16 protein-coding genes and 1 rRNA gene (1 of these 17 cut by a window edge) are annotated in these 22,864 nt (G+C 44.7%); 2 read left to right on the top strand and 15 right to left on the bottom strand.

What is annotated here, in order from left to right:
- Window positions 1–60 precede the first annotated feature (60 nt).
- The 8 genes from hemZ to DXB73_RS08385 all read right to left on the bottom strand — a co-directional run bounded on the left by hemZ (window position 61) and on the right by DXB73_RS08385 (window position 11,063).
- A complete protein-coding gene (hemZ, locus tag DXB73_RS08415) occupies window positions 61–1,590 on the bottom strand; it encodes a coproporphyrinogen dehydrogenase HemZ (protein ID WP_118690800.1) in 1,530 nt (509 codons plus the stop codon).
- Between the two features lie 22 nt (window positions 1,591–1,612).
- Entirely contained in the window at window positions 1,613–2,251 is a 639-nt protein-coding gene (locus tag DXB73_RS08410) for an MBL fold metallo-hydrolase (protein WP_118690799.1), read from the bottom strand.
- Between the two features lie 12 nt (window positions 2,252–2,263).
- On the bottom strand, window positions 2,264–4,567 hold the full coding sequence (locus DXB73_RS08405) for a bifunctional (p)ppGpp synthetase/guanosine-3',5'-bis(diphosphate) 3'-pyrophosphohydrolase (RefSeq protein WP_243104008.1): 2,304 nt from the start codon (window positions 4,565–4,567) through the stop codon (window positions 2,264–2,266).
- 168 nt (window positions 4,568–4,735) lie between these two features.
- Window positions 4,736–4,906, bottom strand: coding sequence for a hypothetical protein (locus DXB73_RS14540; protein WP_022024190.1), 171 nt, complete (start codon window positions 4,904–4,906; stop codon window positions 4,736–4,738).
- Window positions 4,907–4,973: 67 nt separating this feature from the next.
- Window positions 4,974–6,041, bottom strand: a complete 1,068-nt coding sequence (locus DXB73_RS08400; protein ID WP_118690797.1) for a GNAT family N-acetyltransferase — start codon at window positions 6,039–6,041, stop codon at window positions 4,974–4,976.
- A gap of 72 nt (window positions 6,042–6,113) precedes the next feature.
- On the bottom strand, window positions 6,114–7,868 hold the full coding sequence (locus tag DXB73_RS08395) for a CDP-glycerol glycerophosphotransferase family protein (RefSeq protein ID WP_118690796.1): 1,755 nt from the start codon (window positions 7,866–7,868) through the stop codon (window positions 6,114–6,116).
- 75 nt (window positions 7,869–7,943) lie between these two features.
- Complete coding sequence (locus DXB73_RS08390; RefSeq protein ID WP_118690795.1) at window positions 7,944–9,917, bottom strand: hypothetical protein; 1,974 nt, start codon at window positions 9,915–9,917, stop codon at window positions 7,944–7,946.
- Between the two features lie 6 nt (window positions 9,918–9,923).
- A complete protein-coding gene (locus tag DXB73_RS08385; protein ID WP_118690794.1) occupies window positions 9,924–11,063 on the bottom strand; it encodes a CDP-glycerol glycerophosphotransferase family protein in 1,140 nt (379 codons plus the stop codon).
- A gap of 160 nt (window positions 11,064–11,223) precedes the next feature.
- On the opposite strand from DXB73_RS08385, the gene DXB73_RS08380 reads away from it, so the two are divergent.
- On the top strand, window positions 11,224–12,129 hold the full coding sequence (locus DXB73_RS08380) for a S8 family peptidase (protein ID WP_118690793.1): 906 nt from the start codon (window positions 11,224–11,226) through the stop codon (window positions 12,127–12,129).
- Window positions 12,130–12,273: 144 nt separating this feature from the next.
- Here the strand turns inward: DXB73_RS08380 and DXB73_RS08375 are convergent, their stop codons facing one another.
- Together DXB73_RS08375 and DXB73_RS08370 are read right to left on the bottom strand one after the other, a co-directional pair.
- A complete protein-coding gene (locus DXB73_RS08375) occupies window positions 12,274–13,173 on the bottom strand; it encodes a chemotaxis protein (protein WP_118690792.1) in 900 nt (299 codons plus the stop codon).
- A 121-nt stretch (window positions 13,174–13,294) separates the two neighbouring features.
- Complete coding sequence (locus DXB73_RS08370; RefSeq protein WP_118690791.1) at window positions 13,295–14,668, bottom strand: sulfotransferase domain-containing protein; 1,374 nt, start codon at window positions 14,666–14,668, stop codon at window positions 13,295–13,297.
- 204 nt (window positions 14,669–14,872) lie between these two features.
- On the opposite strand from DXB73_RS08370, the gene DXB73_RS08365 reads away from it, so the two are divergent.
- Window positions 14,873–15,364, top strand: a complete 492-nt coding sequence (locus tag DXB73_RS08365) for a shikimate kinase (RefSeq protein ID WP_118507096.1) — start codon at window positions 14,873–14,875, stop codon at window positions 15,362–15,364.
- Here DXB73_RS08365 and DXB73_RS08360 read toward each other — a convergent pair.
- The 5 genes from DXB73_RS08360 to DXB73_RS14680 all read right to left on the bottom strand — a co-directional run.
- Window positions 15,361–16,686, bottom strand: coding sequence for a chromate transporter (locus DXB73_RS08360; RefSeq protein WP_118690790.1), 1,326 nt, complete (start codon window positions 16,684–16,686; stop codon window positions 15,361–15,363). The two genes, DXB73_RS08365 and DXB73_RS08360, sit on opposite strands and share 4 nt — an antisense overlap.
- The gene (gene cysC, locus DXB73_RS08355) at window positions 16,686–18,497 is read right to left on the bottom strand and encodes an adenylyl-sulfate kinase (protein ID WP_118690789.1); all 1,812 of its coding nucleotides are present in this window, start codon (window positions 18,495–18,497) and stop codon (window positions 16,686–16,688) included. The genes DXB73_RS08360 and cysC overlap by 1 nt, the downstream gene beginning before the upstream one ends.
- Before the next feature lie 42 nt (window positions 18,498–18,539).
- Window positions 18,540–19,442 (bottom strand): sulfate adenylyltransferase subunit CysD, encoded by a 903-nt coding sequence (gene cysD / locus DXB73_RS08350; RefSeq protein WP_118690788.1) that lies wholly within the window; start codon window positions 19,440–19,442, stop codon window positions 18,540–18,542.
- 450 nt (window positions 19,443–19,892) lie between these two features.
- On the bottom strand, window positions 19,893–20,690 hold the full coding sequence (locus DXB73_RS08345) for a ZIP family metal transporter (RefSeq protein WP_118690787.1): 798 nt from the start codon (window positions 20,688–20,690) through the stop codon (window positions 19,893–19,895).
- A gap of 509 nt (window positions 20,691–21,199) precedes the next feature.
- A 23S ribosomal RNA gene (locus DXB73_RS14680) occupies window positions 21,200–22,864 on the bottom strand (it continues 1,398 nt past the right edge of the window).

Below are 22,864 nucleotides of genomic sequence, written 5' to 3'. Positions count from 1 at the left end.
AGGAATCCCTTTCCTGCACGGTAATTCTAATTTTCGTTTCCTATCTTACAACAAATCCCTCTATCTTTCAAGCGCACGCTTTTTGCGCTCGATCATTTCATCCACACGGGAAATATAATCCGTAACACTCTTCACATTTTCAATCCGGCTTACCTGTCCCCGGTCACTATGATATTTCTTCGTTGATGCACCTGCTCCTAACGCAACGATCGACTGCATCTCCTCCATGATCAAAATGTTATACAAACATTCGCTCCCCGGTTTTGCATATCCAATATTTTCCTGGCCACCACTTCCGGCATGACCGGCAGAATTCTTTTGGCGGTACATATAATACGGCAGATATCCCTGTTCTCCGGCAAACTGCTCCCCGCGAGCCAACATCTGCTCCATCCGTCTGCCGCGTATCTGCTCCGTCTCCCCCAATGCGCCCTGTTCTTCCAAGACACTCCGCAGTCTCGAAGCTCGCTTGATCACTAAGGAATGGATCGTCAAACTATCCGGTGCCAACTGCTTCACCTGACGCAATGTATCCTCAAAATCGGACAGCTCTTCTCCCGGCAGACCAATGATCAGGTCCATATTAATATTGGTAAATCCAAGCTTTCTTGCCAGCTCAAATGCCTGTATCGTCTGATCGACCGTATGCCTTCTTCCGATCAGATCCAACGTCTTTTGCTGCATTGTCTGCGGATTGACCGAGATCCGGTCTACACCACACTCACGCAGAGCCAACAATTTGTCCTCCGTAATGCTATCCGGTCTTCCCGCTTCCACTGTAAACTCTACAGACGTGTCCATCGGAAAATACTCCTGCATCGTCTTTATCACAGTACGAAGCTGCTCCGGTGATAATGTTGTGGGTGTCCCACCACCCATATATACACTTGTCAGCCGCTTTCCCTGCATCAACTTTGCCGTTCCCTTGATCTCCCGCTGCAGTGCTGCCACATAATCGTCCCGCAAATGACCAAAACGATCGCACGGATACGACGGAAAGGAACAATACAAACAGGTGGTCGGGCAAAACGGAATACCAACATACAAACTATATCCGTCCTGATATTCATTTTGCTGCAGCAGAGCTGCCTCTCTTGCAGCAATCTCAGTTCCAAGCGCAGCCTTTTGCTCACTGCAACAATAAACGTTCTGCAATATTTCCATGACTTCCGTTCGCTCACGTCCCTCTAGCAACATATTCATCGGAATCTTTGTCGGACGTACCCCTGTCATCGTGCCCCAAACCGGAAGTCGTCGTTCAAAGCCCTCCGGCAGCCATTCTTCCGGGAAATCACGGAGCACTGTAAATACTAATTTTTTAACGATATTTTTGTAATACGTCCGATATGGGTGCGCAAGCTTCCCCTCTTTTTTGTGCCAGTCGTCATCTCCGGTTACTGCTGCACTCGACGATTTACGTCCGGCTTTTGTCTCCACACAAACAGAAATCTCCGCATCACCATAATCAATGGCAATATGGAGGTCTCCTGATTCCCCATTTATTTGTGTGCGTTTTCCCGGGAAAAATCCGGTTGCCAACGCCTGTAGTTCATAGTCAAACTCTTTTTCAGACAATGTAAATCCTATCATCTTAATCCTCCATGTCCGAAAATCATTCTACTGCAAATGGATTAAACATCTTTTCATTTTTGATCGATGTCATAAGTCCATGCCCCGGATACACCTGCACGGCATCCGGAAGAACAAATAATTTTTCACGGATCGACCGCACGATCTCTGACATACTTCCTCCCGGAAAATCAGTCCTGCCGACCGATTCCTGGAAAAGTGTATCTCCGGAAAAAAGCATTCCCGCCTTCGGAAAATAAAAACACATACCGCCCACCGTATGTCCCGGAGTCAAAATGCAGCGCACTTCCTGATCTAATAAAGTGATCGTCTCCCCATCTTTCAACCAGTGATCTGCTTCTATGGACAACATGGCACCGCCCATATTGATGGAAAGATTGAGGGACGCATCCTGCATTGTCTCCTTTTCTGCTTCTGCCGCATACACCGGAATATGATATGCCGCACGCACGCTATCCACTGCCATAACATGGTCAAAATGTCCGTGTGTCAGCAAGATGGCAACCGGATGTAATTCCTGATCTTCTATAAACTTTTTAATACGTTTTGCTTCATCTCCCGGATCCACGATCACACAGTCTTTTGTATCCTCACGATACAAAAAATAACAGTTTGTCTGTACCGGTCCCACCACTTGAAATTTACAAATCAATCGACTCATAATTACTCCTTTTTATGAATGTGTTCTTTGTATATCCTTAACACTCTCTACCTGACGCAGTTTTGCGGTTAGCACATGCAGCGCTTCTACACTACGAATCGCAAATCCGATCGTGATCGTTGCAATGCCCTGTTTACTCGTACGGGAATTGACATTATTGATCGTAATACCGCTTTCCGTAAATACTTTGGTCAGGTCTAACAATACACCAATTCGGTCATATGCATAAATAACCAGTTCGGTATCATACAGCTCATTTTCCTCTTTATCCGGAGTCACCTGCCATTCTGCCTCGATAATTCGCTGACGATCCGCCTCATTCATGTTCATTACATTCACACAATCTGTACGATGAATGGATACGCCACGACCTCTTGTGACAAAACCAATGATCTCGTCTCCCGGCACCGGACTGCAGCAACGTGAAAAACGTACAGAAACATCATCCAGCCCTGCAACTACAATACCACTCTTGGACTTGATCGCTGCCATTGCTCCCGTCTGACCATTGGATGATGCATTATTTTTTCCTACTGCTTCTAATATATCTTTATCCGTTGCAAACTGCGGATTTTTCTTACGATAAGCGTCCTGCAGCTTATTGATCACCTGTCCCTCTTTCAGACCACCATGACCAAGTGCAGCCAAGACAGAATCCCAATCACGGAAACCATACTTTTTCATACAAGCCTGCGTATATTCCGGTTTGACCAGATCCGTAAGTACAATTCCTTGCGCTTTACAATAATTCGTTAACAATTCCTTGCCACGCAGTATATTTTCTTCCTTAAACTGCGTTCGAAACCACTGATTGATCTTATTTTTGGCCTGTGTGCTTTTGACAATAGACAGCCAGTCGCGGCTTGGACCTCTGGAATTTTGTGACGTGATGATCTCCACACGGTCACCATTTTGAATATGATAATCAATTGTCACCAGATTGCCATTCACTCTGGCACCTACCATGCGGTTACCAACCGCACTGTGTACTGCGTACGCAAAATCGATCGGTGTCGAACCTGCAGGCAGATTCTTGACATCACCATCTTTCGTAAAGCAATATACATAGTCGGAGAACAGATCCAGATCGCTTTTAAGCAGACTTAAAAACTCCTTATTATCCGACATATCACGCTGCCATTCCAAAATACGGCGCAGCCAGGAAAGCTTTTCTTCCTCACTCTTGGAAGTATCCTGTCCATATTGATTTTCTTTGTATTTCCAATGTGCTGCGATACCATATTCTGCGGTACGATGCATCTCGTACGTACGGATCTGTATCTCAAACGGTTGTCCTTCCGAACCGATCAATGTCGTATGAAGCGACTGATAATTGTTCGGCTTTGGCATTGCGATATAATCTTTGAATCGACCAGGTATCGGTTTATAAATCTCATGAATAACACCTAACGCCGTATAACAATCTCTCTCTGTGTCTACAATGATACGCACAGCGAACAGATCATAGATCTGATCCAATTTTTTATTCTGGGTAACCATTTTCTTATAAATACTAAAATAATGCTTTGCGCGTCCATCGATTGTCGCTTTGATCCCGGCCGCTGCAATGTGACTGCGCACCTCTGCCACGATCTTGGCGATAAACTCGTGCCGCTTCACTTTGCCCTGCTCCAGGCTTTCTTCGAGCTGTTTGTACATTTCAGGCTCTAAATATTTAAACGACAGATCATCCAACTCGACCTTAACTTTGGAAATACCGAGTCTATCCGCAATCGGTGCGTAAATATCTAATGTCTCTGTTGATTTCTCTTTTTGCTTGATCGGCGTCTGGTACTGCATTGTGCGCATATTGTGCAGGCGATCGGCTAACTTGATCAAGATCACACGAATATCTTTTGCCATCGCAAGAAACATCTTACGCAGATTCTCTGCCTGCATTTCAACTTTATCGGCCACATAGTCGATCTGTGTCAATTTCGTCACACCATCGACCAACAGAGCAACCTCATCTCCAAACTCTGCTGCGATCTCCGGTCCGGTCATAACGGTATCCTCAACAACATCATGAAGCATCCCGGCAACGATCGTCTCCTTATCAAGTTCCAATTCCGCAAGTATCAAACAGACACAGATCGGATGGATGATATATGGTTCCCCCGATTTACGAAGCTGCCCCTCATGCGCCTTTGATGCGATCTGATACGCTTTCTCGATCATCGAAATATCATCTGACGGATGATATTTACGGATCATTGTAATTAACTTTTTATATAACTCCTCCGGTGCTGTAAAATCCTCCGGAATCGTACTTGTTGCCAACTCCCCCGTATCAATCTTAAACCCCAATTGTCCCATTTTGTTGTCTTCCATATGCAGCCTCCTAACCACTCATGTGTCCAACAACCCGTATATATGGGCCGCCAGCCGTGGGAGTATGTAACTTTTGTATTGTCATCATCGAAACACTTTGTATTGTAGTATACGATTTTTTTCATTCAAAATCAAGTAACGAAAAGCCCATCTTTACTCGCATTCAATACCCATTAGCTTTTGCATCAGCATATCAAACTGTTCATCTGTCAGCTCTTCCTCTTCGTAAGCATCTGTAATCAGTTCTTCCAGCTCATCCCATTCGTATTTACCGGTTCCCTCCTGCAGTTTATTCAATTCTTTGTCCCATTTTTTATAGGTCATATTCTGATCCTCCATGATGTTATTTGTATATAGCAGACACTGTACTTCTTGTATCCCATTGTACGGCTCATACTAATTCCGGAGTATATATCATCACTCCCTGTAACCATAATTTTACCAAAATTTGTATATTCATACAATCACCATCCGCAGGAGAAATTCTCTTTGCAAACCATTCCTCTTGCAGCGGTCGTATCATTGTCGTGCAATACATTCTTTCTGCATCAAAAGAGTACGCCGGCAGATTACAAACAAGACGTATATCCTGCTTGTTCAAACGTTTCCGTACATATTCTGCCAACTGCCTGCACACCAACTTCTGATACTGCTTTGCTGCCAATACATGAGTGATCTCTGCCTCACTTTGATCTTCCTCACACAGATAGGCGGCAATTGCGATCGGTTTTTCCTGATCCCACACTGCAACCAGCTCTCCGTCGTAGCATTTCATCTGCTGATCTGTTTCTGCAAAATATGCCGCCGTCCATGCTGCGTGCATATCCATCGGCAGCTCTGCCACAAAACTCTCCAGTTGCTTCGTCTGTCCCGCCGTCCAACGATCAAACGGGCATATCTGTAATGTATGATTTCCGACATTTTGTATTGATCCCGCCTGTCCAAGTTCCGGCACAGCAACATCCCATCGTGCCTGTGGCAGGGATGGGGCTGCTTCTTCTACTTCTTCTACTTCTTCTACTTCTTCTGCTTCTATCACGAACTTATCACACCATCCCGCTGACACAAAGTCATACGGACGGTAGATTGCCTCTGCCGCCGGCATCAGATACGTAAACGGCTCCCCGTCCTCTTTGCAGATACGAAGTGCCTCCGTAACCAACTGCCCCATGTATCCTTTTCCCTGTTCTGCTTTCTTCGTGCAAACACCCACAATGTAGTGCAGATCGAGCTGCTCGCCCTGCACAATGCAAGTGTACGGATTAAGATGCAACATCGATACAATTTCCTCTCCACGCAGCAAAAGCAGCACCCGGTTGTGTTTCCAGGTGCTGCTCATGTAATGATCTACATAACTCTCTTTATCTTCAAACATCTCGATCCACAGTGCCTTAACCGCTGCTGCAAATGGTTTCTTTTCTGCCTCTGTCTGAAGATCTTTCATCTTGATCTGATCCACGGATCCCACATTCCTTTCCGTTCCCGCAGACTGATAACAATTTCATCCTGCCGCAGGCACATCATTGCTTCGCTAGTTAATATATGTCGGCTGATCCGTACCATCTAACATGTCATAGATCAGATCTGTCGTTCGGCGTGTGGAACTGCCATCCAACAGGCCTAAGAAAAATTGACGAAAAGAATCATCCACAGAAGTTTTCGCCGGACTGATAAGCACTTCCTTCATCCTACTTATCAGCGTCTGCAGATCTTCTACGATCTCACCCGGTACAAACTCTGCGAAATCAAAATAAAGATCTCTCTCTCTCAAATACTCCTCAAGATCAAACGCATAAAAGATCATTGGAATATCTATCAATGCTGCCTCAAAAATAGACGAGCTATAGTCTGTCACCAACAGATCAGTGATAAATAACAGATCATTAATATTTTCTTTGCCGGTCAGATCAAAGAGACGATCGGCAAAATCGCATTCCCGGTACATCGAAAGATCGGAATGTACGAAAGGATGCTGCTTTACAAGCAACACGGTATCCGGCGGTAATGCATTCATCACAAGATCGATCGGAAATCGTTCCATCGGATAAAACGCCGTTTTATTACCACTTCCACGAAAAGTCGGTGCAAAGAGCATGATTTTTTTGTCTTTCCACTGCGGATAACGCTCATAAAGAGCCGCAACCGTTTCTTTGCGATACTCCCCATCAAAAAATACATCGGTACGTGGTATGCCTGTCTGACGAATATTATTAATGTGCATACCAAAGGCTTCACTGTAAAACGGTGCCATTGCAGATCCACTGACGATCGCCCGTGTATATGTTCTATGATTTCTCGTATTCTGCGCCAGATCCGTAAGCCCAAGCTCTGACAACCCAAACAGCTTAAATGCGCCACAAGCATGCCACAATTGCAGCACCTCAGTCTCCTGTCTGACGTTGAGTGCCCCCAGCTGCGGCACAAAATCTTCTAAAACGATCACCTTTGCCCCCGCTGCGAGATATGCACTTTTTTTCAGTTCCCCCAAAGTCAGTTTATCTACTGTCTTCGTTGTCAAAAACTCTTTTAACTCTGTCTTTCCCTCTTCCTGCAAAAGACTCCGAACCCGGTCCAGATTACCGCCTGCATCCACCTGTCTTTCCGACAGAAATAACACACCCTCCGGCGTAGCGATCTGTTTTACGGCACGAGCATACTGTCTGGCAAAATATCTGGTTTTGTGATCGCGAACACTATAATCATATCCCGTCCACGCCTTTACCATATCATTTGCATGATAAAAAATTGCCTTTTTACCGGATGCTTTCTGTGCTCTCGGGCTAAGCTTACCAATTCCTTTCGAGGCAAGCCAACCGGAACACAACCATACCGGAAGCAACACTGTACACAGACCAAACAACGCCAGCTTAGCTATTCTGATCAAAACACGTGGTTGCTGATATAAGTCAAAAAACTGCTCTCCCCGCAGATCCCTTGAAACTTCTATTTCCTGCCACTGCATATTCTGATCCACATAACAAAGTGAAACCGACACATTCCGGTCAGGCTGTAATCCTTTTTTATCCGCAAACACGTACGCCAACTCCACTTTGGAGGTGCCTATAAACTTGCAATCTTCCTCCTTAGTCATTGTGCATTCTACAAACATTGGATAATACCGTTGCTTTTTCTTTTGTCCGTCGATGTCCTGTACAAAACTAAGCAGCATATGCATTCTCGCCGCCGTCGTTTTGTATCCTTTTAACTTTCCGGATACCGTCAGTTCATAGACAACCGATCGGTCTGTTTTTGTCACATCAGCAACAGCCTGCAGATTTTTTATCACGCTATCTCTCCATTCCTTTCTCAGCCTGTCAGCCCATCAATATTTTTTCACGCGCTGTTACAGGTGTCCTCCATATTACTTCTTCGTTCTTTTCTTCGTACTTTTCTTTGCCTTTTGCTTTTTTGTCACAGCAGCCACCTTAAAAGCACAGATCCGGTCAACCCGCTTCGTAGCTGAAGTAAACTGTACCGATTCAAAATTTACATATAAATACTTACCACTTACTGCAATCTCCTCATTCATCGACGGCATATTGATCACTTTATTGCGTTTGCCAAGTGTGATCTTGCCGGCTCTGGCTTTTTTCAGATTCGGTTTGTACACATCCAGCTGATGCAGATATCCTCGTTTTGTCGAATTGGTCTGACAAGATCTCGACAGGATCAATCGCCCATTCGAAGTAAACGTTAATCCCTGTACACGATTTGGAAGCTTAATACGCCCACAAACGGTAAGCACCGGCTTGCCGTTTTTGTCTGCGATTCGATAGGAGCCCAAATAGCCTGAATTAATTTCGCTATACGAAGCCACCCACAAAAATCCCTTATAATACGTTACAGCAGCCGCCTGCTGCCCTAACGAATTCTTGGTCCCGTACGCCTTGATCTCCAAATATTTCTTTTTGGCGATAGCCGCTTTTTTGATCTGAGCAAACGGTATGCTGCGCAGATATGTCGACTGGCATATCCAAAGATTACGCCCGTCATAAGCAAGTCCACCCGCATGTGTCTTATTTGGCAATACAACGGTCGTCAACAGTTTTTTACTGGATCTGCTCATAACATATACCACGGAATTATCGATTCTCTTGCTGTCATAAGCACTGACGAGTAAATACGAGCCGGCAAACGTCATCCCCTGTGGAACCATTGTTTTACTTCCAAATTCCAAAACATTAGTATTGGTCATTCCCGGCAAAACGATGCTCTTTGCATAGTTTAACTGTTTCTTTACAAAACTGCACGCCTTAACTGCTGCCGATCTCAAAAAAGCCTTTTTCGATTTATACAGCTTGGCACCGGTACTCGTCTTTGCCACTGTAAGCGGTTTCGCACTTATCTTTGTCGCCTTGCTGCTCTCATAATCTTTCTCCTTATAGGTGCGGTACGCTATCATCGTATAATAATATTTCGTGCCATTTTTGAGCCCGGTGCGAATATAGCTAACCGTAGACTGGCCTTTCAAATCAGCTATAAGAACCACCTGCGAACCCTTAAACTGATAAATGCGGTATCCTGTTGCACCATTTACCGCTGTCCACGTGAGCTTTACCCGGCCATTTCCGGCACGAAGTTTCATGGACGGCTTGCCAGGATTCGTTGTGGTCGAAATCTGCTCCGAATATTCTCCTGTGTTTTCCTCATCAGCAAAATACGTTCGAATGCGGTAACGGTATGTGACACCCGATTTCAAACCGGCATCTTTATATTCTAATGTCGTTGTGCTTCCAACTTTTTTTTCTACGCCATTTGCTTCTGTGCGGTAGATCAAATATCCGGTCGCACTCTCCACCTTCTCCCAGCCAAGTGTGATCGATGTGGAAGCATTTTTTATGATCGAAAATGTCGTAAGTGCTTCCGGCCGGGTAAACGTGTGAACCGGTTCTGCAAAGTGGCTCTGTTCTCCGCTTGACTGACGATAGGCACACACTGTGATATAAAATTCATCACCGGCTTTTCGGTCTTTCCATGTATATTTCTGCTCTTTCGTCTCATCTAAAAAAACATAAGCAGACTTCTCAAAATCATAATAATACACAAGATACGATGTCATTCCGGGCATTTCATCCCATGCTACCGTGATCGAGTCCGTGGTCGTTTCTGTTACTTCCAACCCGGTCAGCACATCTTTCTCTTCCAAAAATACAGCACCCTCCACCGGTGCGATCAAATCTACTCTATCCGGTGTATAGATTTCCTCACCGGTCTCCTCTGCCTTTGCCATTGGGGCAGCCGTAAACCCTCCCAAAAGACTGCAGACAAGTGCAGCAACGATCATAACCGCTATTCTGGCTTTCCATTTTCTGATGCTGTCAAACAACTGTAACATAATGCTTCATCCTCCATGCTCTACTCTTTTTTGTAATATTGCAAATACCCTGTCAAGAGATCCGCCTTCTATATAATCATACTGTAATTTGGCAAAATCTTGGCGTTTTTGAGCATTATCCACATTTTTTTGCAAAAGCTGCAAAAGTTCTTCTGTCGAATACGCAATATCACCCGGAACCGTCGAACGATAGTCACGATAAAAACCGCGGTCATATTTGTCAAGGTCATAGGCAAATAATATAATCGGCTTATCTAAAAGCACATATTCCACAACGGTTGAAGAATAATCTGTGACCAAACAATCTGCGACCATATAAAGATCTGTTATATCACTATAGTCTGTCATATTCAGGCAATGTTCATGCAAGGTAATATTTTCTGACGGAAATTTCGGATGAAGTTTAACAAGAACATACCAATCATCTCCAAGTGTCTGACAGATTTTTGCAATGTCAAATTTTTCCAATAATTGTGCATTTTCCTCTGCCGTTGCCCGAAACGTCGGCGCATACAATAATACCTTTTTATCACGAAGGACCGGATACTGACGATATACATTCTCTGCTCGTCTTTTCTTGTCCTCTTCATCAAAATACGCATCCAAAACCGGAATGCCCGTTGCATAAATGCGATCTGTCGGAATGGCAAAAGCCTCACTATAATACGGTATGATCTGCGTCGAAGTGACAAACAGATGTGTCACATGCTTATTAGCCTCAGCAACCTGTTTACGAACATTCGGATCTTCTTCTGTAGAAAGACCAAATCGCTTAAACGCACCGGCACCATGCCACAACTGAATAATCTGCTGCCCCTCCGTATGCATATAGGCAAGCGGAAGCAGATTGTCATTAAGAAAGATCTTCCCGGCATCTGCCATATTCCACGGTACTTTTACAAAAAAACACAGTATTCCCTTAATCTTAGAACATATCCCTCCGTTCGGATGAAAGAGATCCTGCTTGCTAAATGCCACAATCTGACAATCCCGATCACGTTTTGTAATCTCCTCGGACACCAACTCCAAATTACCATTCAGCCCATGGTTATGTCCATTAAAAAGCACAACTTTATTATGCACCTTCGCAAATTTTCGATGCAAATTATATATTCCCGCAAATACATAGTAACCTAACTGTTTCATACGATTTTTTTATTCCTTTCCAAACTCGCCAACTTTCATTGCCGGCAACTAACTTTATATTTTAACAGAATATCACTTTACTTGTAAATCCCCACTTCCGTACCACCTTCCGTATGCATACAATAATAGAAAACAAATTACCACCCGAAAGGAGGGCTCTATGAACCGAGTCTCTTCTATCATTCATTTAGATTATGCCAGACAACATGGTCTGACCGGGCAGGGGATCGGTGTTGCTATATTGGATACAGGCATTGATTTTCATCCGGATTTTTATTCTAAAGCAGGCGGATATCGTCTTGCCGGTTTTCTGGATCTGGTCAATCATAAAACACACTATTACGATGACAATGGACATGGAACACACACTACCGGCATTTTGACCGGTAACGGCTCCGTCTCAAACGGACTCTACTGTGGTGTTGCACCGGAATGTCATTTTTATTCCATCAAAGTGCTTGGCAAAAACGGCGAAGGGCATATTGAACACGTCTTAGAAGCCATTCACTGGCTGTTACAGCACTACAAAGAATATAATATCCGCATCGTTAATATTTCCATCGGCAGTACCCGCGGTCGACAGTTTGACGAAAACTCTCCTCTCGTAAAAAGTGTCAACTCTCTGTGGGAACACGGTCTTGTTGTCCTCACAGCTGCCGGAAATCATGGCCCGGCTCCCGGAAGTATTGGTGCACCGGGCAACAGCCGTAAGATCATTACCGTTGGCTCTTCCGACCCGTTACAGTATCGTTTTGACTCCGACTATTCCAGCCGCGGTCCAACCAATAGCTGTATAAAAAAACCGGATATTGTAGCCCCGGGATCGCGCATTGTCAGTCTCGCTGCAGGCTCCTCCTATCAGGCCAAAAGCGGCACATCTATGTCAACACCGATCGTAGCCGGATGCATCGCTCTCCTGTTAGAAAAATATCCGGATCTGACAAATCGCGAAATAAAACTGCACCTTCGCAACACCGCACTTGATCTTGGATACAGCCATACGAGACAAGGCTGGGGACTGATTCAATGCGACCGCATGCTTTCCACTCCGCCAACAAGACTATAAAAAAGCAAAGCCAGCGCTTTGCATAACACCACATTGTGAGCGGTTTCCTATAAAGATTAATGTAAAAAGAGCCTTCGTGCATCGGAAACGTCATCATGCTCGAATGACATTCCCGATACACGGAAGGCTCTTATCTGATATCTTTTATGCCAAAACACGATCCAGCGCTTTGACAAAATCACCCATTTCATGCTTGGAAAGCTGTGCATCCGCACCTAGCTGCTCTCCTTTGCGGCGCATCTCTTCATTGATCAAGGAAGAGAAGATAATGACCGGAATATCTTTGTACGCCGGCGTCTCTTTGATCAGCTTGAGCAGACGGTGTCCATCCATCTGCGGCATCTCAATATCCGTCACGACACACGCAACCTTCTCTTTTAAGGTTCCCTCTTGACGGTACTGCTCCAGCAGCTCCCACAACTCCAATCCATTATTTAACGGCATCAGATTCGTAAATCCCGCTGCCGTAAGTCCATCATAGATCATTAAACTCAAAAACTGAGAATCCTCTGCATACAAAATCGGTTTGTTATTCTTTGGACGCGACCCTAACCGTTCAATATCCGACAACTGAATGCCTGCCTCCGGTGAGATCTGTGCCACAATATTTTCAAAATCCAACAGTATCACAAGCTGCTTATCAATGTTAATAATACCTGTGATCATGCTTGTTCGCGAATTACTGATCAAACGATCCGGCTTCACGATCTGTGACCAATTCACACGATGGATCCCCACTACGCTATGTACATGAAAAGCAGCATTCGTTCCATTAAAGGATGTCACCAAAAACATATCTGTCTTCTTCTCTTCGTGCTCATTCATTCCCAGACACTTCGCCAGATTGACAACAGTAATTGTCTCTCCGCGCGTACTAAATGCTCCCTCCACAAAAGGATGTGCATTCGGGATTGGCGTTAATTCTGTATAACTGATGATCTCGCGGATCTTTGCCACATTGATCCCATAGTTATGTCCGTCCACGACAAACTCCAAAATCTCCAATTCATTTGTTCCACTCTCTAATAAAATATTTGTATCCATAGTAATGTAAACCTCCGATCTGACTCCACCATTCCCCATTCACATATTTCATAACGAGCAAAATATGATTCTATGTATACGTATATTTTACATGACTACACACTGTTTTGCAAGCGGGCACTCAAATATCCCACAATTTTCTCACCGGCAGCCCTGTCATCTTCTCCAATCTTTCTACACTTGGCTTATAGAAAGCATCCATCTTACGTTTCTGTTCATCTGTCATCTTGTCGTGATTTTCGATCGTTGTATAACGCTGTACCCATCTCGCAAATCGAAAAAATAATTTTTGCTTTTTAGTGCGTGTCGTATTTTCCTTTCGCCCACGGATCGACGCATAATACCGATAATTGATATATGCCCCCAGCCAGTTAGCAGAAACAGCACTGCCCTCATTGCTGTTTGGCATTTGTTCCACACAGATCGGATGTTTCACACCGATAAACTCTTGAATCTCCTTCATCTGCTCTTCGGGGTTCCGCATCAGTTCTTCCATCACAACAACCTTGATCTGTTCCGGTCGAAAGTATTGCAAATACTCATTGATCCATTTGTCATACTGAAAACGATCTTTCCGCTCCGTATAAATCTCCTCATTTGCAAACTTGGTAAATAATTTGACCGAATAACGGTGAAATCCCTGATAATAGCGAACATATCGATAATGTCTCGGTCTGCGCATTAACATTTTATAATAAGAAAACGTCGCAAGCGACGGCTGTCGTACCAAAAAAAGCAGCTTGACCTCCGGTCCAAAGCACTCATACACATTGCGTGCCGATCCATGATAGGACGGCTCGATATCCCCATATAATTTATCTGGATCCTGCTCTGGAAAATATTTGTGGCGGAACCGTTCCGGCGCATCATCATATTTGTTACGCCAATGCATATAGAACGTCTCCTTACCCTTTGGAAGTACGATCTCCGGACATTCACGTAATGCATTGCTAAGCGATGTCGTGCCGCACTTCGTGAAGCCCACACATAAGAAATCCATATGCGGATTTTCCTGCTGAGAAATCTCTGCAAACACTTCATAATCCACCAGCAAAATACGTACTGCACCAAACTGCTTAGCTGCTTCCACAGCCTCTTCATGCGCCTCTTCATGTAAACGGACGATCACATACAATGCCTTTGCCCGTGCCGTGGTCATTGTCGTGTCCACGCAAGGTGTTCCAAGAATTTCTTTCGGTGCCGTCAGCGGAATAAACGTAAGCACTTCCTTGATCTGTGGTTGAAACGGCAGATGTCCGGCAAACCTTAGCAATACACGGGCTACCCTTTTGTGCTGCACGATCACAAGATCTTCTTCCTCTTCAAATACTTTTGTCAACTCCTCTTTCGTATGGATTTCTTTCATTTCGCATTTTTCCATCACAATTGTTTCCTTTCTTCCTTTTTCCCCATATATTTCTTCTCTATCCTTTTCCCTCACTCTCGTTCCCCATATATTTCTTCTCCATCCTTTTCCCTCACTCTCGTTCCCCATATTTTTTTCTATCCTTTACCCTCTTCCCTCACATATTCCTTCTTCACTATGTCATACTTCCGTCATATTTGTAATATTTTTTTGACATTTTAGCCGAAATCTACTACAATACATACTGCATATTACGAACAGGTACATAACAAACAAATTCGTATTGTACCAAATCACCCTGACCGGGTGGTCGTGGGAGTATGGAGGATGATTATGAATAACATTATTTTAATTGGTATGCCGGGCGTCGGCAAAAGCACTGTCGGCGTTGTATTGGCAAAAACACTCGGATACGCATTTCTTGATTCTGATCTGTTGATCCAGGAACGGGAGGGACTCCTGCTTCATGAAATCATTGAAAAATACGGATTGGAGCGTTTTAATCAGATCGAGTCTGAGGTAAATGCATCTATCGAAGCAGAAGACACTGTCATTGCCACCGGCGGCAGCGTTGTATATGGCACCGAAGCGATGATGCACCTAAAAGCCCTCGGAACGGTTGTCTATCTTAAACTATCCTATGAAGAATTGACCGAACGTCTTGGTGATCTCAATAAACGTGGCGTTTCCATCCGTCCCGGAGAGACTTTGGAAACCCTGTACGAAGAACGTATTCCTATTTATGAGCGCTATGCAGATGTGACTGTAGACTGCGAAGATCTGTCGATCCGCGATATCGTCAAAAAGATCACTTATCTTTTCTAAACCATCGGCAGCCATATCTGGTTCAAAAGCGCAACTATAACATTGAGCAGCAAGCCGCCAATGATCGGATGAAGCCATCGCTTGATCAGTTCAAACAACGGCAACTGCTCAAAATTTTTGCAAAGGTAATCCCCTATCGAATATACGATCCCCGACGCACAAATACTGCATACAAATCCTGAGAAAGCAATCAAAATCCCATCTATGATATTCTGATGAATCCCATAGCCGATCAAATAGCCAACACCGGTAAGTATCTTACACAGGATCGACCCCGGCAATACATTCGCAATGGCAACCAATTGTTGATAAAATACCCCTTCCTTTACCATCCCGGTGTCTACAAATACACCATCTGCAACAGTCAGATAAGCATCGCCTCCTCCGTAAGACAAAAAAGACGAATACATTCCCTTAAGCAGATAATCCGCAGCAGGTGAAAATAAAATGATCATCGGCAGCGTACATACAGCAAGAAAACACAGCCATACAACAATGTCTCCGATAGTCTCCTTACCAATTCCAAACAAAGTCATTCCAATCGATCCTACCGAATGCATTCCTTTCATTCGCTGAATATACGTAACATATAGTTTTCCTATGGTAACCATGATCATGAGTATCACTAAAATGCCCTTTACCGGTGCCACCTCATAATGCCGTTCTAAGCAAACACAGGCGAGATACGCACCGATCAATATTCCCGGCACCAAAACACGCTTCACTGAATACCGCCCCTGTGTCCACAAAATAAAAAACAGCGCCAGACCCAGAATACTAACTGTAGAAAGTACAAATAACGGCCTGCCGTGAATTCCCATCAGACGGTACAGATTTTTGCCACCACAGAGCAAAAATACTGATACAAATATCAGAAGCACCTTTCCAAATCGTTTTCGGCTCTCCTGCATCGCCTCGTGGGCAATACCGCAAATATAGCGAAACAACAGATAGATCAAAAATAAACTAACTGCTTTGGTAAACACAGATAACCAACGCATTGTCTGCTCATCAATATGTTCCATCATCGCTAACAGTGCAACGGTAGCCACAGCTCCCGGAAGTGCGACCAGACTGGCAGCAAGCAGCATACAAGCTCTTCCATACTTGCGGCCAATACCGCAGGCAATCTCCACAGGAAGTGCCCCAGGCGTAATACTTGCTGCCAAAACCGCCTCGTCATATTCTTCTTTCGTGACGTACGATTTCTTCGTCACAAACTCCTTTTCCATAACCGGGATCAACGCATTGCCACCTCCAAAGCCGATCACACCGACTCGCAGCATAGCCTGCATCAATCCCCTGATCCTTGTACCTCTCATTACTGACAAAACTCCCAAAGTTCATCTACCACTTCTTCTACACTTCGATTGGTTGTATCCACGATAATTTCCGGATGCTCCGGCGGCTCATACGGACTGGAAATGCCCGAAAATTCAGAAATTTCTCCACTTCTCGCCTTTTTGTACAGCCCCTTCACATCTCGGCGCTCACATTCTTCTAAGGATGTGCTCACATACACCTCAACAAACGGCTCTCCAATAATTTCCCGCGCCTTTCGCCGTTCTTCCCGGAACGGAGAAATAAATGACACTAATACGATCAGTCCGGCATCATTCATCAGTTTTGCCACTTCACTGACCCGACGGATATTTTCAATACGGTCCTTCTCCTCAAAACCAAGATCTTGATTCAGTCCCATCCTCACATTGTCTCCATCCAACGTCATTGTGAATCTTCCCTCTGCAGCAAGACGTTTTTCCAAAGCATTTGCAATCGTTGACTTACCGGCACCGGATAATCCGGTCAACCATATTGTCTTTGGCTTTTGATTCATATGTTCTGCACGATACTGTGGTGTGATGTCCATCTTCTGCCAAACGACATGATCCTCCCGCTGCAAACGCTGCTCGATCGTTCCACAAGCCGAAGTCATATGACTAACACGATCAATTAAAATGAAACCGCCCAGTTCCTTATGATGTGCAAAAAGATCATAAACGATCTTTTCCTGACAATTGATCTCACACACTGCCATTTCATTTTTGAAAATTTTATCTGCCGGAACCTCATTTCCCTCATTGACTTCTATTTTGGCACGGATCTTCATAACCACTGCGGGCACTGATTTCGTCCCTACTTTTAAGAGATAATTACGCCCTGCGATCAATGGTTTATCATCCATCCACAAAAGCTTACCGATAAACATATGCCCTACTTGCAGCGATGCATTGCGATATAACATGCATCCCCTGGATACATCCACCTCTCGGTCTAAACATATTGTTACCGCCTGCCCTTTTACCGCATGTTCCACGGATCTGTCCGTGTTAAAAATCTGCGTCACTTTCGCTGTTTCGCCACTCGGCAGCGTTCTTATTTCGTCTCCTACAGATAACTCTCCAACCTCGATCTGCCCTGCGAACCCACGAAAATCCTTGTTGGGACGACACACCCTCTGCACCGGCATTACAAAGCCATTTTGCGCTTCCTCCGTTTGCACATCTACTGTTTCCAAATAATGCAACAGCGTATCTCCCTTATACCACGGCATATGCTTGGACGGGCTGGTAATATTATCTCCTGCTGTCGCAGATACCGGAATGATATAACTTTGGAACGCATACTCTGCTGTCAGTTTCTTGATCTGTTTACAAACCTTATCATATCTGTCCTGTTTATAGGACACTAAGTCCATTTTATTGATCGCATACACAACGGATCGTATTCCCATCATTGCACAGATACGTGTATGCCGTTTCGTCTGAGATAACACACCTTTTGTTGCGTCGATCAAGATGACTGCCAGATCTGCAAAAGATGCCCCAACCGCCATATTTCTCGTATATTCCTCATGTCCCGGTGTATCCGCCACGATAAAAGCTCGTTCCTTTGTCGTAAAATAGCGATACGCCACATCTATCGTAATTCCCTGCTCCCGCTCCGCCATTAGTCCGTCTAATAACAACGAATAATCAATCTGTCCTTCGGTACTGCCTACTCGGCTGTCTAATTCCAGTGCCCTCTTTTGATCGGCAAAAAGCAGTTTGGCATCATATAACATATGTCCGATCAATGTAGACTTTCCGTCATCTACGCTGCCACATGTAATAAATTTCAATAAGCTTTGCATCGTTATCCTCTCACTTCCATATTTCGTAATTTATGTATTATACTAAAAATAGCCCTCTCGTTTTCTGCGTTCCATACTTCCTGCCGCCTCATTGTCGATCACGCGGCTCGTCCGCTCTGAGGATACGGCGCCAAGCGTCTCTTCAATAATCTCATCTAACGTATCCGCATCCGATTCCACACCTCCGGTGAGCGGATAACATCCCAACGTTCGAAATCGTATTTTACGCATTTGCGGTTTCTCTCCCGGCAGCAAACGCATACGGTCATCATCAACCATAATTAAATTGCCATCACGTTCCACCACAGGTCTTTCTTTTGCAAAATACAAGGAAGGGATTTCAATATTTTCCTGACGAATATATTGCCAGATATCTTTCTCTGTCCAATTGGACAACGGGAAAACACGAACTTCTTCCCCCTGAAACAATTGCGTATTAAATAACTTCCACATCTCCGGCCGCTGGTTCTTTGGATCCCAGCCATGTTCACTATTTCTAAATGAAAAAATACGTTCTTTCGCTCTAGATTTTTCTTCATCGCGACGACCGCCTCCAAATGCTGCATCAAAATGATATTTGTCCAACGCCTGCTTAAGTGCCTGCGTTTTCATGATATCTGTATATGCAGATCCATGATCAAATGGGTTGATCCCCTGCTTTACCCCCTCTTCATTCGTATAAACTAACATACGGAGTCCATATTTTTGTGCCATCTTATCTCGAAACGTAATCATCTCGTGAAATTTCCACGTAGTATCTATATGTAAAAAAGGAAACGGAGGCTGCTCCGGGTAAAACGCTTTCAACGCCAAATGCAACATCACCGAACTGTCCTTTCCGATCGAATACAACATCACCGGATTCTCACATTCCGCTGCTACTTCCCGAATAATATAAATCGCTTCCGCTTCCAAATTATCCAAATGAGACAATCTGTCCTTCATTTTTATCCTTCTTTCCTGACATTATTTTCAGACAATAACCTTTGTATCAAGAATAAAGTCTTACAACATCCCGCAAAACTTTATCATTCATCAGTCCGATTTCGTCAAAAAAAATAATATCGACCAAATTTGACAGTAATTGGAATAAAATGTGTCAAATTTAGTTCAAATTTATGTCATTTTTTTGTCAGAGATTTTTTTGCGCTCTATTGTCAGTTCTATATGTATCTCTCTATTATTCTCCCTTTGCGCCGCTTTATTGTCAGTTCTATTTGTATCGCTTTATTGTTTCCTCTTTGCGTCGCTTTATTGTCGGTTCTATTTGTATCGCTTTATTGTTCTCTCCTTAAATCGTTTCATTGCCAGTCCTATTTAGTAATAATCTGTTCTTTTTATAGGTTCTCCATCCCCAAAGTCAACCAAAGGCGGCATCTAGCACTATCCTCAAAGTCAGCCAAGGGCGACATCTAACACCATCATCAACGCAAATCCAACCGCTGCGCCGATCGTTCCAATATTGCTATGTTCCCCCGCCTGCGATGCCGGTATCAACTCGTCGATCACGACATATATCATCGCCCCTGCCGCAAACGATAATAAATACGGCAAAACAGGCGAGATCAGCCCTGCGATTAAAATCGTAATAAATCCTCCAATTGGTTCCACAATGCCGGAAAGCATCCCACAGATAAATGCTCTTTTCCGGCTCATTCCTTCTGTGCATAGCGGCAGAGAAATAATGGCTCCCTCTGGAAAGTTCTGAATGGCAATACCGATAGCTAAGGCAAAAGCTGCCGCTGTCGAAATGCCCGATCCCTGTAAGGCAGCCCCCGCATATGCGACACCAACGCTCATTCCCTCCGGAATATTATGCAGAGTAACCGCAAATAGCATCATCGTTGTTTTGGAAATATGCCCCTTTTTTACTGATATTCCCTCCGGCTCTGTACTTTTCAGATGTAAATGCGGTATTACCGTATCCAAAAGCAATAAAAATACAATGCCAACCAAAAATCCTACCAAAGCCGGCAGCCATGCCACACCATTTTTCGCTCTTTGCATATCTATCGATGGGATCAACAAAGACCACACCGATGCTGCGATCATCACCCCCGATGCAAAACCTAACAATAATTTTTCTAACTTGGGTGCAATATTATCTTTCAGCAGAAAAACCATTGCTGCACCAAGTGTAGTTCCCATAAAGGGTATTGCTAATACAAATAGTTCTGATGTATTGATATTCATAGTAATCTTACTTTCCCTTCTGCCAACATATTTGCAAATGTGTTAGTTGTAGCTAACTCAATGAGTATACTACCATAATATGCTGTTAAGGTCAAAATGTCACATTTATTGCTGACATAATAAGCGATATGTAGTTTTGCAATAACTTCCGGGATGGCAAGTTTGAGTAAATAATATGTGACGACATGATAATTTCAGATGTGTGAATTTTGATATTTAAAAAAACAAAAAAGACATAGCCGAAACCATGTCTTTCTTAGTATCCTCTTAAACACTCAAAACTGCATATAGTATCTTTCATCCACAAAGTTGAACTTGTTCTTGGCACTCCGGCATTATAATCGCCTTCGTTCCTACGCTCAGATGTTACTGCCTTTTCGCGGTCATTCATATGCTCGCTGCGCTCACATATTCATGTTATCCCGCTCAAATGCAATCATGTTCCCAATCCGACTCCTGAAAGTAAACTTTCATCGCCGTCTTGTGATCCATGATACATCCTCGCTCCTTTGGTCAAGCCCTCGACCTATTAGTGACAGTCAGCTCCATGTGTTACCACACTTCCACCTCTGCCCTATCTACCTCGTCGTCTTCAAGGGGTCTTACTGGATTAACTCCAGGGATATCTTATCTTAAGGGGGGCTTCACGCTTAGATGCCTTCAGCGTTTATCCCTTCCAGACTTGGCTACCCTGCTATGCCATTGGTATGACAACAGATACACCAGCGGTCCGTCCAGCCCGGTCCTCTCGTACTAAGGCCAGCTCCTTTCAGATATCCTACGCCCGCGCCGGATAGGGACCGAACTGTCTCACGACGTTCTGAACCCAGCTCGCGTACCGCTTTAATGGGCGAACAGCCCAACCCTTGGGACCTGCTACAGCCCCAGGATGCGATGAGCCGACATCGAGGTGCCAAACCACTCCGTCGATGTGAACTCTTGGGAGTGATTAGCCTGTTATCCCCAGGGTAGCTTTTATCCGTTGAGCGATGGCAATCCCACTTTCTACCACCGGATCACTAAGTCCTACTTTCGTACCTGCTCGGTCCGTCGACCTCGCAGTCAAGCTCCCTTCTGCCTTTGCACTCTTCGAATGGTTTCCAACCATTCTGAGGGAACCTTTGAGCGCCTCCGATACCCTTTCGGAGGCGACCGCCCCAGTCAAACTCCCCGCCTGACGTTGTCCCTCCACCGGTTCACGGTGGCAGGTTAGAAACCCAGTACTACAAGGGCGGTATCCCAACAGCGACTCTGATACAACTGGCGTTATATCTTCCTAGTCTCCCGCCTATCCTGTACATGCAGTACCGAATCCCAGCATCAAACTGGAGTAAAGCTCCATGGGGTCTTTCCGTCCTGGCGCGGGTAACCAGCATCTTCACTGGTATTTCAATTTCACCGGATGCATTGTCGAGACAGTGCCCAAATCATTACGCCTTTCGTGCGGGTCGGAACTTACCCGACAAGGAATTTCGCTACCTTAGGACCGTTATAGTTACGGCCGCCGTTTACTGGGGCTTAAGTTCGAACCTTCGAGTTGCCTCTAAGCTCTCCCCTTAACCTTCCAGCACCGGGCAGGCGTCAGCTCATATACTTCACCTTTCGGTTTCGCATAAACCTGTGTTTTTGCTAAACAGTTGCTTGGGCCAATTCTCTGCGGCCTACATTCGTAGGCACCCCTTCTCCCGAAGTTACGGGGTCATTTTGCCGAATTCCTTAACAATGCTTCTTCCGTCGGCCTTAGGATTCTCTCCTCATCCACCTGTGTCGGTTTACGGTACGGGTTCATGATACGCAATAGCGGCTTTTCCTGACAGTGACTCCACACGCTTCGCTACTTTTAAGTTCGCTACGCTTCACGCCTTCGCCTTATACATGAGGGTTTTCCCTCTCATGAAGCTACCTCGCTTGCACCGGTTTTTCCATTCCCGGCTCGTCCTTTGTCTCTGTGTCCCCACAGTTCTGATATCATGAAGTACAGGAATCTAAACCTGTTGTCCATCGACTACGTCTTTCGACCTCGCCTTAGGCCCCGACTTACCCAGAGCAGATCAGCTTTACTCTGGAAACCTTAGATATTCGGCCGAAAGGATTCTCACCTTTCTCTCGCTACTCATTCCGGCATTCTCTCTTCTTATCTCTCCACTGCTCCTTTCGGTACAGCTTCTTCGTGA

Source organism: Clostridium sp. OM05-6BH, assembly GCF_003481635.1.
GTDB lineage: Bacteria > Bacillota > Clostridia > Lachnospirales > Lachnospiraceae > Butyribacter.
This window is presented reverse-complemented; position numbering and strand designations above follow the sequence as displayed.

Excerpts from the sequence above, each read along its gene's own strand:
- hemZ (WP_118690800.1), bottom strand. The coding sequence starts at position 1,590 with ATGATAGGATTTACATTGTCTGAAAAAGAGTTTGACTATGAACTACAG.
- DXB73_RS08410 (WP_118690799.1), bottom strand. The coding sequence starts at position 2,251 with ATGAGTCGATTGATTTGTAAATTTCAAGTGGTGGGACCGGTACAGACA.
- DXB73_RS08405 (WP_243104008.1), bottom strand. The coding sequence starts at position 4,567 with ATGGGACAATTGGGGTTTAAGATTGATACGGGGGAGTTGGCAACAAGT.
- DXB73_RS14540 (WP_022024190.1), bottom strand. The coding sequence starts at position 4,906 with ATGACCTATAAAAAATGGGACAAAGAATTGAATAAACTGCAGGAGGGA.
- DXB73_RS08390 (WP_118690795.1), bottom strand. The coding sequence starts at position 9,917 with ATGTTACAGTTGTTTGACAGCATCAGAAAATGGAAAGCCAGAATAGCG.
- DXB73_RS08385 (WP_118690794.1), bottom strand. The coding sequence starts at position 11,063 with ATGAAACAGTTAGGTTACTATGTATTTGCGGGAATATATAATTTGCAT.
- DXB73_RS08380 (WP_118690793.1), top strand. The coding sequence starts at position 11,224 with ATGAACCGAGTCTCTTCTATCATTCATTTAGATTATGCCAGACAACAT.
- DXB73_RS08375 (WP_118690792.1), bottom strand. The coding sequence starts at position 13,173 with ATGGATACAAATATTTTATTAGAGAGTGGAACAAATGAATTGGAGATT.
- DXB73_RS08370 (WP_118690791.1), bottom strand. The coding sequence starts at position 14,668 with ATGGGGAACGAGAGTGAGGGAAAAGGATGGAGAAGAAATATATGGGGA.
- DXB73_RS08365 (WP_118507096.1), top strand. The coding sequence starts at position 14,873 with ATGAATAACATTATTTTAATTGGTATGCCGGGCGTCGGCAAAAGCACT.
- DXB73_RS08360 (WP_118690790.1), bottom strand. The coding sequence starts at position 16,686 with ATGAGAGGTACAAGGATCAGGGGATTGATGCAGGCTATGCTGCGAGTC.
- cysC (WP_118690789.1), bottom strand. The coding sequence starts at position 18,497 with ATGCAAAGCTTATTGAAATTTATTACATGTGGCAGCGTAGATGACGGA.
- cysD (WP_118690788.1), bottom strand. The coding sequence starts at position 19,442 with ATGAAGGACAGATTGTCTCATTTGGATAATTTGGAAGCGGAAGCGATT.
- DXB73_RS08345 (WP_118690787.1), bottom strand. The coding sequence starts at position 20,690 with ATGAATATCAATACATCAGAACTATTTGTATTAGCAATACCCTTTATG.